Source organism: Streptomyces sp. NPDC050703, from assembly GCF_040654435.1.
Classification (GTDB): Bacteria; Actinomycetota; Actinomycetes; order Streptomycetales; family Streptomycetaceae; genus Streptomyces.
Map to the genome: position 1 here is coordinate 201,289 of NZ_JBFAHX010000007.1, position 15,009 is coordinate 216,297.

Below are 15,009 nucleotides of genomic sequence, written 5' to 3' on the forward strand. Positions count from 1 at the left end.
AGCGGTCAGAGAGGTTAGGCAGTGCCCATGTCACCTGCAAGAACGAGTCGAGATGGCGGATCGGTCCGCATCCTTGCGGCTCTCCGCATCTCCCTGGACGACGACGCCAGCACGTCCATCGAGCGGCAGCACGAGAAGCTGAAGGACTGGCTTCACCGGAACCCGTGGGCATGTCTCGTCCACGCGACTGAGGACCGTTCGGTATCCGGCTCCATAGACCTTAAGGACAGGCCCGAGCTTGGTCCGTGGCTGGCCGAGGACAAGCGAGACGAGTGGGATGCCATCTGGATCAGCACCCAGGACCGTCTGGGCCGTGATGACCTCCACTTCATGGCGTTCGTCAAGGACGTCATGGACTGGAAGAAGGGCGTGTTCGTCGAGGACGACCCTTCCTTCGACCTCACGACCGAGACCGGGCGCCTGATTGCCTACGCCAAGGCGACCCAGGCGGCTGGAGAACTGCGGAAGATCCGGCAGCGCGCCTTGGACTCCCGTGACTACCTCCGACGCAACGGCATGTGGGCTGGGGGCAACCTCCCCTTTGGGTACAAGCCCATCCCGATCCAGGTTGGGGACAAAATCCACTACAAGCTGGTCCAGGAGCCGACCTACGCCAAGCTCTTCCGAGAGGTGGCGCGCCGCGTCCTGAACGGGGAGCCGCTACGGAAGATCGCTGCTGATCTGAACGAGCGGTCGATCCTGACTTGGCGGGACTACGAGCGCACCCTTCCGGCGCTCCCAGGAACCAAGAAGAGGCAGAGGGAACCTCAGGGGATCCAGTGGCACCCTTCGACCCTCAGCCGGCAGTTCCAGAAGCTCTCCTGTGTCGGACAGCTGGAGCACGCCGACAAGGAGACCGGCAGAGTCCGGGTAGTTGAGCTGGACAACGGGGATCCGGTGACCTTCACGGCAGAACCGATCTTTACTGAGGCCGAACGCACGGAGATCCTGGACAAGATCGGAGAGCGGTCCTCCAAGCCGCAGAGAGCTCGTAGCGGTGTGGCCCGGCTGAGCGGTGTAGGGAAGTGCGGTACCTGCGGTCAGAGGGCAACCGTCAATCGCGTAACCCACAAGCTCAAGAGCGGGACCAAGACCTACGAGCGGTACCGGTGCTCTTCCTCGACCAAGGCGGCGCAATGCAGCGAACCCGGGTACATCGAGAAGGGCATCCTCGATGAGTTCCTGGATCGGGTTCTACTCCTTCACTTGGGTGACCGGGAGGAAGTGAGGATGGTCAAGACTAAAGGTGAAGACCACACGGTTGAACTGGAACAGTACAGGAGTCGTCTGGCTCGAATCGAAAGGGAAGATGAAGACGGCTGGTACGACGACGACCGGGCATCATACTTCAAGAAGCGCAGGAACATGCTGGCTCGAATCAAAGAGCTTGAGGCCAAGCCGGTGATCCCGGATACCGTCGATTACGTTCCTACCGGCCGTACCTTCCGTCAGAAGTGGGAAGGTATGACGGATGAAGAACAACGGGAATACTTGATTGAACACAATGTGTTCATTGGATTCTGGCGCTCCGGGAAGGACCCGAAAGAGCGGGCTGCCTGTATCTGGATTGGAGATCTCGCCAAGGTGGCAGCAGCTATGGCACTACCCGGCGATGGGCTCCCGCCCGGCGGACTTCATGTCCTCAACACAACGCAACAGCAGAAAGAGTCCGCCTTCGTGGCCATTGCGAAGCGGCTGGGATCAAACATGCAGACGGTTTATGAGTACTAGGAAAAATTGCGAGACCGCGAGCTAAGTGAAATCTATGGCCATCTGGAGCCGCAGGAGGATGACCAATAATAGCCACTTGCCACCGTAGGACGTGCTCTCGGATCAGGAACCTAAACGACCGTTGCGGATCGTGCAGGGTTTCTTGCCGCTCAATCCTTGCTGCCACAGTCCGGCCCCTCGTCTCCTCGGGAAGCACCGGCGGCACGCTGAAAACGGCCGAGGCGTACTCCGGTGTCTGGAGCAGCCCCGGTACTAGCTGCCCTTGAAACAGTCGGAGCACGGTCGTGCTGGTCTCAATGGCCTTGATGGTGTTCTGGTGCTTCCACGGACCCATACGCCGCAGCAGGCGCCATGCTGTGGCTTCAGTGGCTTCGGCGCGGGTGGTGTCGAGAAACTGTTCTTTGGCCTCAGCCGAGATACTCAGGGCCGACAGGATGAGGTCAACGTCTTGGAGCGTAGGCCGGACCTTGTTGTTCTCGATCTTGGAGAGCTTGCCCGCAGACATAGAAGCCCTACGGGCGACAACGTCACCGGTAAGTCCCGATGCCTCTCGCAGCGTCCGCAGGGCTGCCCCAAGGGAGTCTGTGGTCAGTGGTGCTGCTCCCAGTACGCGGCGAATAGCACAGCCTCAGCTAGGGCCCGGTCGCGGTAGGCCTGGTATTGGCTGAGCCTGTCGGCGGGGAGCAACTCACCACCGACGAACGCACCCTTGGCGGTGTAATGCATGCGATACACGTAACGGTCATCGAAGAGCCAGAAATCGTGATCCGGGAGGCCGCTCACGTCCCGCTCTGCCCGGTCAATGATCCCAATGGACTCGCCGGCCGTGATGTTGCCGGGGTACGCCGCTAGCTCGTAGCGCAGGTAGTCAGTCAGCGGGGACCGAAGGACGTGGACGCGGGTCACCTGTTTGCCCTTGTCGGTCATGGCTCTGATCCAAGGGTTGTCGGCCCATGCGGGCCCCATGTCCTCACCCGCGAGGAACTGCGCGATCTCCTCGCGCTCCTCCTCTACGTCGTACTCGTCCAGGGTTTCCAGTCGGAACGCGGTTTGCTCGAAGGTCTCGAAGAGCTGGCCGAACGCCTCGCCGGTCAGGAGATCAGGCACGGAAGTACTCCTCAAGGACGGTGGCCGGGACGATGACGGCTGTCTCCCCTTCGGGCAAGTCGAGCTGTGCCAGTTCGGCGGAGTCGGTGACGACGTAGCCCTGAACCACGTAGTCCCCGTTCTTGTTCTTGATCCACAGGGCCGGGCATGTGCCGTTCTTGCAGTCCGGGTCTCCAGACAGCTTCCGCAGCGGTGCGTCCATGGCGTGCCCCTCTTGACGGTGGTTGCCGAAGACGAGGCTTCCGACCGGCCGTGACCAGGGTCAAGAGGCTCGGCTTTCCAGAACGGGAAATCCTGCTGGAGCTCAATACGTCTCCATCGCCCGAGCCGCCACCCCACGCCAGGGCGGCGGTCTCATCACGATCGGGCATACCGCCACAGCACCGGTAGCCTGGTGCAAAGGGTCGCTGTGAGCGGCCATATTGCTGTTCAGACCCTTGGAGGTATTGTGCGTTTGCATGTTGTCGACCACCCGCTGGTGGCGCACAAACTCACCACGCTGCGCGACAAGCGCACCGACTCCCCGACCTTCCGGCGCCTCGCCGACGAGCTGGTCACCCTGCTCGCGTACGAGGCCACCCGGGACGTGCGCACCGAGCAGGTCGACATCGACACCCCCGTGACGCGGACGACGGGCGTCAAGCTGTCGCACCCGCGCCCGCTGGTGGTGCCGATCCTGCGCGCGGGTCTCGGCATGCTCGACGGCATGGTCCGGCTGCTGCCGACCGCCGAGGTCGGCTTCCTCGGCATGATCCGCAACGAGGAGACCCTGGAGGCCTCCACGTACGCGACGCGCATGCCGGAGGACCTCTCCGGGCGCCAGGTGTACGTGCTGGACCCGATGCTCGCCACGGGCGGCACGCTGGTCGCGGCGATCCAGGAGCTGATCAAGCGCGGCGCCGACGACGTGACCGCCGTGGTGCTGCTCGCCGCCCCCGAGGGCGTCGAGGTCATGGAGCGCGAGCTGGCGGGCACGCCGGTGACGGTCGTGACGGCCTCGGTCGACGAGCGGCTCAACGAGCAGGGCTACATCGTGCCGGGTCTCGGCGACGCCGGGGACCGCATGTACGGCACGGCGGAGTAGCGGCGGCCGGCCCTTGGCCGGTGTTCCTCCTCCGCCGGCGGTTCTTCGCCGTGGGCAGTTCTTCGCTGTCAGCAGTTCTTCGCCGTCAGCGGTTCTTCGCCGTCAGCAGTCCTTGCCCGACGGCCGGGACGTCGGCTCGGGCTTGGCGAGTGCCGCCAGGGCCTTGTCGGCGTCCTCTTTCTTGGCGAGGCCCTTGAACAGGTCGCCGATGATCAGGTCGACCTCGCCGCCCTTGCGGGCGTCCGCCCTGCGCTCGGCACCCGCGAGCTGCGTGCCGAGCACGGGGAGCGCGGTGTCCGCCGCGGCGGGGGCGCCCAGCAGCAGCCCGACGCCTTTGACCTTCTTGTCGAGGGCCTTGGTGGCGTTGCCCACCTCGCCGATGGTGAAGCCGCGCTTCCTCAGCTCGTCGGCGGTCTTCTTGGCGAGGCCGCCGCGGGGCGTGGCGTTGAGGACGTTGACCTTGATCTGGCCGGGCTTCGGCAGCGGCTTCGCCTCCCTGGCCGCGGCGGACCGCTCCGCCCGGCGGTCGCAGTCGGCGGCGCCGCCCGCGGCGGAGGCCTTGGCGCCGCCGGAGAAGACGTGGATGAGCTGCAGGGTGCCCCAGCTGATCAGGGCGAGGGCCGCGGCGGACGCGACGACCGCGAGCACGATCCTGCGGCGGCCGCCGGTGCGGCGCATTCGCGGATATTTGTCCCCCGTGATGCGGTATTCGCCGCCCATGCCGGGGGGAGTGAGCATGCTCATGGGCGCAGCGTAGTGCGGCCCGGTGACGATGCCTACTAAATGATCATCCAGCCGGGGTGAGTGCAACCCGAAAGGGCCAATGCCGGGGGGGGGGTGGGCTCCGGGGCAGGGGGAGTGGGCCCCAGGGCCAGGTGGAGTGGGGCCCGGGTGGAGTGGGGCCGGCGGCGGCCGGGCGTGCGGCCGGGCGTCAGCCCAGTTCGAGCACGCGGGCGTGGAGGACCTGGCGCTGCTGGAGCGCGGCGCGGACCGCGCGGTGCAGTCCGTCCTCCAGGTAGAGGTCGCCCTGCCACTTCACCACGTGCGCGAAGAGGTCGCCGTAGAACGTGGAGTCCTCGGCGAGCAGCGTCTCCAGGTCGAGCTGCCCCTTGGTCGTCACGAGCTGATCGAGGCGGACCGGGCGCGGCGCGACGTCCGCCCACTGGCGGGTGCTTTCCCGGCCGTGGTCGGGGTACGGCCGGCCGTTTCCGATGCGCTTGAAGATCACACGGAAAGCCTACCGGGCAAGGCTCTCCGGGCGCAGCCATGGTGACCGAGTGCGACTGCGGGAAATGACACCTGATATCAGGGCAAACCCGGAACACTCAAGCCGGAAGCGGCGGCTCACATGGCCGAGAACCGGGCGGATCCGTCCACATCGGGGAGCGGGAATCGCCCGAACGTGTCGGTGGTGGCGCGAAGGCGACGCGTCGAACCGCGGGTTCCGGTGTGCGGTCCGGCGCGAGCGCGCCCCCGGGGGCCGCGTCGCGCCGGGCTCTCGTCAGCCGTTCCCGGGGGCGGGCGTCACGCTCCTTCGCCGCTCGCCGCTCGCCGCTCGCCGCTCGCCCGCACGACGGGCACGGGCTTCGGGCGCGTCCTGCGCGTGCGTCGCCTCCGGAATCCGTGTCGCTTGGCGGGTCCGTGCCGCTTCGCGGGTCCGGGGCGCGTCCAGGGTCCGGGGTGCGTCGGGGGTCCGTGGTGCTTCGCAGGGGTGTGGTGGATGCCCCACGTGTGGCCAGGCCCGAAGCCCCACATGTGGCTGCCCGCGAAGCCGTGCCGCAGGGTTCGGCCGTGGTCGCGCCCGGAGGCGCGGTGCGAACGGAACGGGGCGGCTCATTCAGGGCATTTCCCCGGGCGGGGCGGGGCGTAGTGGCCCGGGGGTGAAATGGGCCCGGTCGGCCTGGCCGTGCCGGTACCGGCGGGCCTGTGCTTCGATGCTCCGATGAGACGAGACCAGGTCGCCGACGCGACCGACGGCCACCCTGTCCTCCACCTGCGGGAGCGGGGCGGTGAGGGCGATGTGGAGGCGTGCGTCGGAGTGCTCGCGCAGGTGCACAAAGCCGATGGCTATCCCGTCAACTGGCCCGCGGAGCCCGGCGCCTGGCTCGCCGGGACCGCCTCGCTCAGCGCCTGGGTGGCCGAGCTCGACGGACGGGTCGTGGGGCACGTGTCGCTGGCCCCCGGCGCGGCGGGGGACGTGGCGCCCGGGCTGTGGAGCGCGCGTGCGGGCGTGGACGTACGGACGACGGCCGTGGTCGGCCGCCTCTTCGTCGCGCCGGACGCGCGCGGCCACGGGATCGGGGCGCTCCTCATGGGGCGGGCGACCAGGGAGGCGCGGGCGCGCGGACTGCATCCGGTCCTCGACGTGGTCTCCTCCGACGCCTCGGCCGCCGCGCTCTACGAACGCCTCGGCTGGCGGCTCCTCGACGTCGTCGAGCAGGAGTGGCAGCCGGGCGGACGGGTCACCCTGCGCTGCTACGCGGCGCCTCCGGCGGACTGACCTCCGGCGGACTGGCCTTGGGTGGACTGACCTCCGGTGGACCGGCCTTGGGTGGACTGGCCTTGGGTGAGCTGGCTTCTGGTGGACCGGCTGTGGGTGGGCTTGCTTCCGATGGACGGGCCTCGGGTGGCCCGACCTTGGGCGGACCGGCCTTGGGCGGGCCGGCTTCCGGTGGACTGGCCTCGGGTGGGCTGGCTTCCGGTGGACTGGCCTCGGGTGGCCCGACCTTGGGCGGACCGACCTCCGGTGGACCGGTCTCAGAAGGACTGACCTCAGGCGTCCTCGGTGTGCTGCTCTCGCCGCCGATCCCACGGGGCGGCGCCTCCGGGGTGTCCGTGGCCCGCGGAGGTGCCTCGCCCAGCGCTCGCGCCGCCGCCGTCCGCAGTGCGTCGAGGAGGCCCCGTAGCGCGGGCGGCACCGGGGTGCCGTCGCGGATCGCCGCGTGGACCGACCTGACGGGGCGGGGGCCCGTGACCTCCCGTACGACCACGTCGGGGCGGTGGCCGCCCGCGAGGCCCAGCTCCGGGATCAGGGTGACGCCGAGGCCCGCGGCGACCAGACCCTGGGCCGTGGCGTAGTCGCCGCTCTCCACCACGAAGTCCGGGGTGAAGCCGGCCGCCGCGCAGGCGTCGAGCACCGGGTCGAGGCACGGTCCCGGCGTCTCGCCCGCGACCCACGGCTCCTCGGCGAGCTCGGCGAGGTCCAGCACGGGACGCGCGGCGAGGCGGTGGCCGGCCGGGAGCACCGCGCGGTAGTGGTCGTCCAGGAGGTGCACGAAGCGGACGCCGTCCACCGCGGCCTCCGGGCGCCCGACCACCAGCGCCAGGTCGGCCCGCCGCGCCTTGACCTCGGGCACCGGGTCGGCGGGTTCGAACAGCTTCAGCTCCACCTGTACGCCGGGCTGGGCGCGGCGCAGCGCGGCGAGCGCCGGGGCGACCAGGGGCGCGCCCGCGGTGGCGAAGTACCGCATCGAGACGCGGCCCGTACGCCCCGCCCGCAGCTCGGCCAGTGCCGTCTCCGCCGCCGCGGCGTGGCGGCCGATGGCCGTCGCGTACTCGGTGAGGGTCCGGCCCGCCTCGGTCGGGCGCACCCCGCGTCCCGTCCGTTCGAGGAGGGCGATGCCCGCCTCCTTCTCCAGGACCGCCATCTGCTGGCTGACGGCGGAGGGGGTGTAGCCGAGGTTGCGGGCCGCCGCGGTGACCGAGCCACTGGCGACCACCGCCCGCAGGATCTGCATGCGCCGCATGTCGAGCATGCGAACAGTATGGCGACGGGAGGGCGGGGGAGGGGACGCGCGGGCGAGGAGACGTGGCGAGGGAGGAGACGTGGCGAGGGAGGAGATGCGGCAGGGGAGGGGACGCGGCGGGCGAGGAGATGCGGCGTACGCGCCGTGCGCGGTGCGCCATGGAGCGGCATGTAGCAGTGCTTAATTCTGGGTGCACTTCTTTTCGCTTGTCTTACAGGTCATGGCGGAGGACCGTTTCCAGGGACCCCACACCCGCTGCTCCCGACGGAGGCGAGCCATGCTCAGCGGCCCCCGCGCCACCCTCGTACGTATGGCCGTCCTCGCCCTGCTCTGGGGCTCCGGCTTCCTCTGGATCAAGCTCGCGCTCGAAGGCGGCATCGCCCCGCTGCACCTCACGATCGTCCGGTGTGCGCTCGGCGCCGCCGTGCTGCTCGTCCTCGCCCGCTCGGCAGGGCAGCGCATGCCGCGGGACCGCCGGGTCTGGGGCCAACTCGTCGTGGCCGCCCTGTTCTGCAACGCCCTGCCGTTCTTCCTCTTCGGCGTCGGCGAGCAGACCGTCGACTCGGGCGTGGCGGGTGTCCTGAACGCGACGACGCCCCTGTGGTCCGTGGCCATCGGCCTGATGCTGCGCACCGAACGCCGCCTCGGCCGCCTCCGCCTCGCCGGACTGCTCATCGGCTTCGCGGGGACCCTGCTGATCTTCGCGCCCTGGCGGCAGACGGGGCTCGCGAGCTGGGGCGCGCTCGCGCTGCTCGCCGCCGCCGTCAGCTACGCCGTCGCCTTCGCCTACATGGCACGCCATCTCATCGTCCGCGACTCCGCGCCGCTCGCGCTCTCCGCCGCGCAGCTCCTGACCGCGACGGGGCTCACCACGCTCGCCCTGCCCGCGGCCCCCGGCGGCTCCTCGTCGCCGACGGCGACCGGCATCCTCGCGGTCGTCGTCCTCGGCACGCTGGGCACGGGCATCACCTTCCACCTCAACTCCCGGCTGATCGCCGACGAGGGGCCCACCGCGGCCGCCACCGTCGGCTATCTGCTGCCCGTCGTCTCCGTCGCGCTCGGCGCGCTCGTCCTGGGCGAGGACGTCGGGCCGCGGGTCGTCGTCGGCATGGCGGTGGTCCTCGCCGGGGTGGGCCTCACCCGGGGCGGGGAGGGCGGCGCGGGCCGGTGCGGGCCGCTCAGCCGCCCGCGCCCCGGCCGAGCAGTGAGCGCACCGCCGAGCGGTCGACGTTCGTGAGGCCGCGGACCAGCTTCGGGGTGAGGAGGACGACGACGGCGCCGATGAGCGCCACGGCCGCGATCTGGGCGGGCGAGGTGATGTAGTACTGGTGCCGCTCGCCGCCGGACGTGAAGTCGTAGACGCGGTAACCGGGCCAGCCGACGTAGCGGTGGAAGACCCAGGAGTACGTGGGGAAGAGCGCGAGCGCCCAGCCGGTGGAGAAGACGGTCACCGTCAGGACGAAGCTGAACACGCGCCAGGGGAACATCACGGCCTGGAACAGCAGCGCCTTCCACCCCGAGGTGTCCGTGAGGCGCGCCCGCGTCCCCGCCCACCAGCCGCGGTCCCGCCGCGGGTCGAGCGGGGCGGGGCCCTCGACGGCGAGACCGAGCCCCCTGCGCGCCCGACCGCGCTCGGCGGCCCCGAGCCCCCGCGCCCCCGCGAGGACCGCGGCGAGTACGGGCAGCCCGAACACGGTGACGAGCAGCCCCGCCCCCAGCGCGAACCCGGTGACGGCGAAGACGAACCCGGCGATCGCCACGGGCAGGGAGACGAGTACGTGGCCGATCTCCCGGAACGTGACGGCGGCGAACGGCGCCCGCCAGAACCCGGCGGACGCCGCACCGCCGAAGGCAGCGGCCTCCCGCGGCGGGGTGTCCGGGTACGGTCCGGCGCCCGGGTACGGTCCGGCGTCCGCGTACGGTTCGGCGTCCGGGCGACCGGCGTCCGGACGCGTGGTCTGCGGGCAAGTGGTCTGCGGGCGGGTGGTCTGCGGCAGGGTCTGGATGCTCATGGCGGGGCCTCGGATCGTCGCGGCGGGGAGCGGGGGACGTGCTGTTCCGGCACGCCCCACACTCGTCGATCCGCGCCCCCGGCGGCATACGGCGGCCAGGTGTTCCGGGGGTGGTGCTAGGCCCCCTGACCCGGCCCGTCGGCCCTCGCCGGTCGGGTCAGCCCTGCAGGACGTCGCCGAAGTAGGCCAGGCCCGAGGGGCCGCCGACCGTACCGGCGCCGAACGACTTCGAGCCCGTCGCCGTGATCCCCGAGGCGGTGGACTTGAAGAGCCAGACGGCGCCCGCGCCGTCGTTCTCGTGCGCGGCGGCGGCGACCAGCTCGGCGCGCCCGTTGCCGTCCACGTCCGTGAGCTGGACGGCGCCGCCGAAGTTGTCCATGCGCTCGGCCGTGCCGGGCACACCCGCGGTGCTCTGCGAGAAGGCCTTCGCGCCGGTGCCGGTGAGCCCGCGCGCCGAACCGCGCAGTACGACGACGGTGCCCGCCTGCTGCGCGGAGCCGATGGTCTCGGACTGCGCGCCGACCGCGATGTCGGCGTATCCGTCGCCGTTGGTGTCGCCCGCGGAGAGGCTCCAGCCGAAGGCGTCGCCCTTCTCGGCGGTGCCGGGCACGCCCGAGGTGGCCTGGGTGACGCGGACCGGGGTGCGGGTGCTCGTACCGTTCGCGGCTCCGTACGTCACGGTGATGGCGCCGCCCTTGCCGCCGTCCGGTTCGTCGGTCGACTTCTCCATGAAGTTGCCGGTGACGATGTCCCCGTAGCCGTCCTTGTCCACGTCGGCGATCGTCGCGGCGTAACCGCCCGCGACCTTGCCCGCGGGCTTGGGCGTCGTACCGCCCGTGTAGAGGACGCCGCGGGTGCGGTAGCCGTCGCCGTGCTCCTCCTGGCCCATGATCAGCAGGTCGGTGGCGGCGTCACCGTTCACGTCACCGGTGACGATCCTGTCGGTGTTGATGCCGGTCGCCTCGTACGTGTCGATGCCCGTGCGCTTCACGGCCTTGCCGGTGCGCGAGATCGGGCCCTTGAAGATGTTCAGCTCGGGCGAGGCGAGGTTGGCGGCGGCGAGGTCGGTCTTCCCGTCCCCGTCGAAGTCGCCGGTCGCCACCGACCAGCCCAGCTCGTGGCGGTTGGCCGGCAGGGGCGACGTGATGTCCGTGGCCTTCTTGAGGCCGCTCGCGCCGCCCCAGATCACGGTGAGCGCGCCGGAGTCGTCGGTGCTGCCGATCTGCTCGGCGTGCACGCCGACGACCAGGTCGGTGTAGCCGTCGTCGTCGAGGTCGCCGGCGGTCAGCCGGTCACCGAAGTACTCGCTGCTCTCGGGGGTGCCCGGGATGCCGGAGGTCGCCTGGCTGATCAGCGTGCGCTCGGCGGTGTCGAGGCCGCGGGCGGTGCCGTAGACGACGGCGACGTAACCGGCGCCGGACTTCCCCGAGACCTTGGCGGTCGGGGCCGCTATGGCGAGGTCGCCGTAGCCGTCGCCGTTGAAGTCGGCGCGTATCCGGTCCCCACCGGGCGCGGGCGCGGCCCCGGCCGGCGCGGAGCCCGCGGCGAGCAGGGAACCGGTCAGGGCGGCCGTGGCGGCACAGGCCAGGGCCGTACGGAACTTCTGGGGCATGCGGGGTCTCTCCTGCGGCGGCATGCGGAGCCCGGGAGACGGGCGTTCCGCTACGAAAGGGGCGCCCACGCGCGCGTGGACGATGCGCTGGGCGATCAAGAGACCTTCGACGGGACGTGAGGGTTGTACGGCGGGCTAGGTGGGCGGGTCGATGATCTCCTGGGCGATCTCGGGCAGCGGGCGCCCGGTCACGAAGGCGGAGGCCCGCAGGTGGGCGAGCGCTTCTTCCGGGGTGATGTGCAGGCGGTCGGCGAGCCTGCCGGTGGCCTGGTGCGTGGTGCCCCAGTGGGTGTCGATCTGCTCGGCGGGTTCCCAGAGGGGCAGCTCCCCGTGGGCCAGCAGCTGCCAGAAGGCGGGCAGCATGACCTTGGCGACGGTGCAGGCGGCCGTCTCGGCCTGCTCGGCCGTCTCCTCGTCGAGCACCAGCGGCTCGTGCCGCAGGAGCTCCACCGAGCCGAACACCTTGTCGTCGAAGGCGAGCGGGAAGGCGTAGACGGCTCCGACCTGCCTCAGCTCGCTCTGCATGGCGGCCTCGAACAGCGGCCAGCGGGTCAGCGGCTGCCTGAAGTCGCTGACCAGTACGGGCCGACCGCTGGTCACGGCCGTCACGCAGGGCCCCTCGGACGCGAGGAACTGCAGCTCCTCCAGGCGGAGCGACAGCGTGCCCGAGGCGCACAGCAGTTGGCGGTAAGGGGTGTCGGTCAGGAAGGACAGGCTGGCGCCGTCGACCGGCAGCCCTTCGCACAGCGCCTCGCACAGGCGCCGCGGCAGATCCTCGGCGTCGTCGTGGGCCGCGGCGGAGAGAACCAGGTCCGCCGCCGTGAACCGCTCCGTCATGACGCTCCCATTCCCGCGCTCAACAGCGCCTCGTCGTCCCGCGCGCCGCGGCGCGTCTTCCCGCGTCCCGTGGCGCCCGGCCCTGCGCTCCGCGGCGCCTGGCCCTGCGCTCCGTGGCGCGTCGTCCCGCACCCTCCGGTGCCTTGTCCCGCACCCTCCGGTGCCTTGTCCCGCACCCTCCGGTGCCTCGTCCAGCGCCTCGCGGCGCTTCGTTCCGCGCCTCGCGGCGCCTCGTCCTGTGATCAGGTGGCGCCCGGGTACCCCTGGTTCCGGACCGCACTCGCCGGGGACATGGGGGGATATGTCCGAAGGTGACGAGTGCACGTCCGGACAACCGCCCCGCCGCGGCCGAATAGCGCTCTGGCGCGGGCAGATGAACTGAGCTGTACTGCGGGGGAAAGGCGCACCGAACGAACGGGCGTTCACCGCCCCGGTCCGCCTGTTGCCGCGCCCTGCGCCCGTCGCGGGGTGTGCGCGCACGCCGAGCCCCCTGACCCCGGGCCCACCGCACCGACCAGCGCCCCGTCCTCCGGCCCGCGCACGGCCGGGACGTACTCCCGCTCGTCCCGGACGGACCGACGAGGACGTCAGATGCGAGGGCGGCACCGGAGGGGAGCCGCACCGTCCTCGCCGATGGCCGCCGTCAGGACCGTGAGCCCGACGGCGGCCATCCCCTCCCTCCACGCGCTCACGACGGTTCCGGCGCTGTCCGCCCCTGCCCCTGCCCGCCCCGGTGGTCCCGCTGGCCCTGCCCGGACCGCTGGTCCTGTCCGGACCGCTGGTCCTGCCCGGGCCGCTGCTCCTACTCCGACCGCTGGCCCTGCCCGGGCCGCTGGTTCTCCCGTGTCCGTGCCTGGTGCCGGCGGGCCTTGAGCCGGTTCCCGCAGGTCTTCATCGAGCACCACCGTGCGGCGTTGGCGCGGCTGCGGTCCAGGAGGAACAGGCGGCACTCGGGGTTCCCGCAGGGCCGCAGGCGGCCGGGCAAGCGCTCCTTGACGTCCGCCCAGGCGAGGACGAGCTCCACGGCGAGCCTGCGCTCCGGCGGCACCTCCAGGCGCCACTCGACGCCCGAGGGGCCGGGCTCGGGGACGCGGCGGACGCCCGCGAGGACCTGGCGCAGACCGGGCCCCGCCGCCCCGCCCGTCTCCACGGCCTGGAGCGCGTCCCGCGCGGTGCGCAGCCATCGGCGCTCCTCGTCACCGCCGAGGCCACCGTGTTCCCGGGCCCATCGCTCCAGCTCGCGGTCGTCGTCCCACAGATCCCGAGGCCGGCCGTCGACGACGGGAGTGCTGTTCAGCGCCCACATCAGGGCCTGGTCGTCGAGCATCGACCGCACCTCATCTTCCGCTAACTCCATCAAGGGGTTTGACAGGTTACTCCCGCGGCGGTCTACTGGTCACCCGGCAGTAACCACCATAAGGCTCCGAAGGGGTTAAGCATGGCTGAGGTCCGCCACCAGTACGCGTCCGTGCGGGGACACCGCGTCTTCTACCGCGAGGCGGGAGCGCCCGAGGCGCCCACGCTCGTCCTGCTGCACGGATTCCCCTCCAGCTCTCGCATGTTCCGCCACCTCATTCCGGCGCTGGCCGACCGGTTCCACGTCATCGCCCCCGACCACCTGGGCTTCGGCAACTCCGACGCCCCGCCCGCGGACGCCTTCACGTACACCTTCGACTCCCTGACGGACATCACCGAAGCCCTCCTGGCCCAGCTCGGCATCGACCGCTACGCCGTCTACGTCCAGGACTACGGCGCCCCCATCGGCTGGCGGCTGGCCCTGCGCGCCCCCGACGCGATCACCGCGGTGATCTCGCAGAGCGGCAACGCCTACGAGGAGGGCTTCGTACCGGACTTCTGGGCGCCGCTCTGGGCGTACGGCGAGAACCCGGGCCCCCTGACCGAGCCCGCCGCCCGCACCGCCCTCTCGCTCGACGCCATCCGCTGGCAGTACCTGCACGGCGTGGCGCGGCCCGAGCTGGTCGACCCCGACACCTGGGCCGCCGACCACCGCGAGGTCAACCGTCCCGGCCAGGACCTCGTACAGCTCGCCCTGTTCCGCGACTACCTCCACAACCGGCCGCTCTACCCCGAGGTGCACGCCTACTTCCGTAAGTCGCGGGTCCCCCTCCTCGCCGTCTGGGGCGAGGGCGACGAGATCTTCGGCCCGGACGGCGCGCGCGCCTTCGCGAAGGACCTGCCGGACGCGGAGATCCACGTGATCCCCGGGGGCGGCCACTTCCTCCTCGAAAGCCACCTGGACACCGTGGCCGGTTACATACGCGGCTTCCTGACCACTGCCGTCGCCGCGGCCACGGAACCATCGCCGCCGGCGAAGTCCGCGCGGGTCTCCTAGCCCGCGCAGGTCTCTTGGTGGGCGCGACGGGGCGGAGGGGCGAGGGGTGAAGGGTGGGTGGTCGGCCCGACCGTACGATGAGCTTCATGACCTCCGCCGCGCAGCCGTCGCGCCGTCGCCCCGCCGGGCACGGCCTTCTGCTGCTGGGGCTCGTCGTGCTGGCCGGTGTGCTGGCGATGCACGGTCTGGGGCCCGGCCCCGGCCCCGTGCCCGGCGCGGCGCACACGAGCGCCGCGAGCGGGCACGGAACGGCGATGACCGGAGCGGCTGCGCACGAGGCGGGCGGGGACTGCGCCCACACCGACGGCGGAGCGGGCCACGTCGACCACGCGGACGCGACCTGCGCGGCGACCGGGATCGGCACCTCCTACGTGCCCCCGGCGTCGGCCGTGGCCCTGCGGGGCGCACCCCCGGCCGCCGAACTCCCCGCCCTCGCCGAGGGGTCGGCCGAGAGCGGGCGGGCGCCGCCCGACCTGGCTGAACTGCAACTCCTACGGATATAGAGCGGCCCGCGCGTCGCCCTTCCC

15 protein-coding genes and 1 pseudogene are annotated in these 15,009 nt (G+C 71.2%); 6 read left to right on the forward strand and 10 right to left on the reverse strand.

From position 1 onward, the window contains the following. Nucleotides 1-27 precede the first annotated feature (27 nt). A complete protein-coding gene (locus AB0I16_RS09730) occupies nucleotides 28-1,731 on the forward strand; it encodes a recombinase family protein (protein ID WP_363248762.1) in 1,704 nt (567 codons plus the stop codon). Here AB0I16_RS09730 and AB0I16_RS09735 read toward each other — a convergent pair. The 3 genes from AB0I16_RS09735 to AB0I16_RS09745 are packed head-to-tail and all read right to left on the reverse strand — an operon-like array spanning nucleotide 1,643 to nucleotide 3,040. Continuing rightward, nucleotides 1,643-2,350: a Scr1 family TA system antitoxin-like transcriptional regulator gene (locus tag AB0I16_RS09735; protein ID WP_363248821.1), complete on the reverse strand. Its 708-nt coding sequence runs from the start codon at nucleotides 2,348-2,350 to the stop codon at nucleotides 1,643-1,645. The genes AB0I16_RS09730 and AB0I16_RS09735 overlap by 89 nt on opposite strands. Beyond that, entirely contained in the window at nucleotides 2,320-2,838 is a 519-nt protein-coding gene (locus AB0I16_RS09740) for a DUF6879 family protein (protein ID WP_363248763.1), read from the reverse strand. Before AB0I16_RS09740 ends, AB0I16_RS09735 begins: the two co-directional genes overlap by 31 nt. Continuing rightward, nucleotides 2,831-3,040: a hypothetical protein gene (locus tag AB0I16_RS09745; protein WP_363248764.1), complete on the reverse strand. Its 210-nt coding sequence runs from the start codon at nucleotides 3,038-3,040 to the stop codon at nucleotides 2,831-2,833. The genes AB0I16_RS09740 and AB0I16_RS09745 overlap by 8 nt, the downstream gene beginning before the upstream one ends. A gap of 246 nt (nucleotides 3,041-3,286) precedes the next feature. On the opposite strand from AB0I16_RS09745, the gene upp reads away from it, so the two are divergent. Next, on the forward strand, nucleotides 3,287-3,922 hold the full coding sequence (gene upp / locus AB0I16_RS09750) for a uracil phosphoribosyltransferase (protein ID WP_363248765.1): 636 nt from the start codon (nucleotides 3,287-3,289) through the stop codon (nucleotides 3,920-3,922). 102 nt (nucleotides 3,923-4,024) lie between these two features. On the opposite strand, the gene AB0I16_RS09755 is transcribed toward upp, so the two are convergent. Together AB0I16_RS09755 and AB0I16_RS09760 are read right to left on the reverse strand one after the other, a co-directional pair. Beyond that, nucleotides 4,025-4,666, reverse strand: a complete 642-nt coding sequence (locus AB0I16_RS09755; RefSeq protein WP_363248766.1) for a LytR C-terminal domain-containing protein — start codon at nucleotides 4,664-4,666, stop codon at nucleotides 4,025-4,027. Between the two features lie 187 nt (nucleotides 4,667-4,853). Then, nucleotides 4,854-5,150, reverse strand: coding sequence for a type II toxin-antitoxin system VapB family antitoxin (locus tag AB0I16_RS09760; RefSeq protein WP_003955420.1), 297 nt, complete (start codon nucleotides 5,148-5,150; stop codon nucleotides 4,854-4,856). Nucleotides 5,151-5,864: 714 nt separating this feature from the next. On the opposite strand from AB0I16_RS09760, the gene AB0I16_RS09765 reads away from it, so the two are divergent. Continuing rightward, the gene (locus AB0I16_RS09765; RefSeq protein ID WP_363248767.1) at nucleotides 5,865-6,422 is read left to right on the forward strand and encodes a GNAT family N-acetyltransferase; all 558 of its coding nucleotides are present in this window, start codon (nucleotides 5,865-5,867) and stop codon (nucleotides 6,420-6,422) included. A 370-nt stretch (nucleotides 6,423-6,792) separates the two neighbouring features. Here AB0I16_RS09765 and AB0I16_RS09770 read toward each other — a convergent pair. After that, a pseudogene (locus tag AB0I16_RS09770) lies at nucleotides 6,793-7,677 on the reverse strand (LysR family transcriptional regulator); the annotation flags it as partial. Between the two features lie 268 nt (nucleotides 7,678-7,945). Between AB0I16_RS09770 and AB0I16_RS09775 the strand changes: the two are divergent. Further along, on the forward strand, nucleotides 7,946-8,905 hold the full coding sequence (locus AB0I16_RS09775; protein WP_363248768.1) for a DMT family transporter: 960 nt from the start codon (nucleotides 7,946-7,948) through the stop codon (nucleotides 8,903-8,905). Here AB0I16_RS09775 and AB0I16_RS09780 read toward each other — a convergent pair. The 4 genes from AB0I16_RS09780 to AB0I16_RS09795 all read right to left on the reverse strand — a co-directional run bounded on the left by AB0I16_RS09780 (nucleotide 8,847) and on the right by AB0I16_RS09795 (nucleotide 13,456). After that, nucleotides 8,847-9,680: a sensor domain-containing protein gene (locus tag AB0I16_RS09780; RefSeq protein ID WP_363248769.1), complete on the reverse strand. Its 834-nt coding sequence runs from the start codon at nucleotides 9,678-9,680 to the stop codon at nucleotides 8,847-8,849. The genes AB0I16_RS09775 and AB0I16_RS09780 overlap by 59 nt on opposite strands. A 157-nt stretch (nucleotides 9,681-9,837) precedes the next feature. Continuing rightward, the gene (locus AB0I16_RS09785) at nucleotides 9,838-11,292 is read right to left on the reverse strand and encodes an FG-GAP-like repeat-containing protein (RefSeq protein ID WP_363248770.1); all 1,455 of its coding nucleotides are present in this window, start codon (nucleotides 11,290-11,292) and stop codon (nucleotides 9,838-9,840) included. Between the two features lie 135 nt (nucleotides 11,293-11,427). After that, on the reverse strand, nucleotides 11,428-12,129 hold the full coding sequence (locus AB0I16_RS09790; protein WP_363248771.1) for a GAF and ANTAR domain-containing protein: 702 nt from the start codon (nucleotides 12,127-12,129) through the stop codon (nucleotides 11,428-11,430). Between the two features lie 802 nt (nucleotides 12,130-12,931). After that, nucleotides 12,932-13,456 carry a CGNR zinc finger domain-containing protein gene (locus AB0I16_RS09795; protein WP_363248822.1) on the reverse strand — a complete coding sequence of 175 codons (525 nt, stop codon included), beginning with the start codon at nucleotides 13,454-13,456 and terminating at the stop codon, nucleotides 12,932-12,934. Nucleotides 13,457-13,567: 111 nt separating this feature from the next. On the opposite strand from AB0I16_RS09795, the gene AB0I16_RS09800 reads away from it, so the two are divergent. After that, a complete protein-coding gene (locus AB0I16_RS09800) occupies nucleotides 13,568-14,482 on the forward strand; it encodes an alpha/beta hydrolase (RefSeq protein ID WP_363248772.1) in 915 nt (304 codons plus the stop codon). Between the two features lie 86 nt (nucleotides 14,483-14,568). After that, nucleotides 14,569-14,985: a DUF6153 family protein gene (locus tag AB0I16_RS09805; RefSeq protein WP_363248773.1), complete on the forward strand. Its 417-nt coding sequence runs from the start codon at nucleotides 14,569-14,571 to the stop codon at nucleotides 14,983-14,985. The last annotated feature ends 24 nt before the right edge of the window (nucleotides 14,986-15,009 follow it).

Bases quoted from the DNA above. Each gene is read 5' to 3' on its own strand.
- AB0I16_RS09730 (WP_363248762.1), top strand. From the start codon at position 28: ATGTCACCTGCAAGAACGAGTCGAGATGGCGGATCGGTCCGCATCCTT.
- AB0I16_RS09745 (WP_363248764.1), bottom strand. From the start codon at position 3,040: ATGGACGCACCGCTGCGGAAGCTGTCTGGAGACCCGGACTGCAAGAAC.
- AB0I16_RS09755 (WP_363248766.1), bottom strand. From the start codon at position 4,666: ATGAGCATGCTCACTCCCCCCGGCATGGGCGGCGAATACCGCATCACG.
- AB0I16_RS09765 (WP_363248767.1), top strand. From the start codon at position 5,865: ATGAGACGAGACCAGGTCGCCGACGCGACCGACGGCCACCCTGTCCTC.
- AB0I16_RS09775 (WP_363248768.1), top strand. From the start codon at position 7,946: ATGCTCAGCGGCCCCCGCGCCACCCTCGTACGTATGGCCGTCCTCGCC.
- AB0I16_RS09780 (WP_363248769.1), bottom strand. From the start codon at position 9,680: ATGAGCATCCAGACCCTGCCGCAGACCACCCGCCCGCAGACCACTTGC.
- AB0I16_RS09785 (WP_363248770.1), bottom strand. From the start codon at position 11,292: ATGCCCCAGAAGTTCCGTACGGCCCTGGCCTGTGCCGCCACGGCCGCC.
- AB0I16_RS09790 (WP_363248771.1), bottom strand. From the start codon at position 12,129: ATGACGGAGCGGTTCACGGCGGCGGACCTGGTTCTCTCCGCCGCGGCC.
- AB0I16_RS09795 (WP_363248822.1), bottom strand. From the start codon at position 13,456: ATGCTCGACGACCAGGCCCTGATGTGGGCGCTGAACAGCACTCCCGTC.
- AB0I16_RS09800 (WP_363248772.1), top strand. From the start codon at position 13,568: ATGGCTGAGGTCCGCCACCAGTACGCGTCCGTGCGGGGACACCGCGTC.
- AB0I16_RS09805 (WP_363248773.1), top strand. From the start codon at position 14,569: ATGACCTCCGCCGCGCAGCCGTCGCGCCGTCGCCCCGCCGGGCACGGC.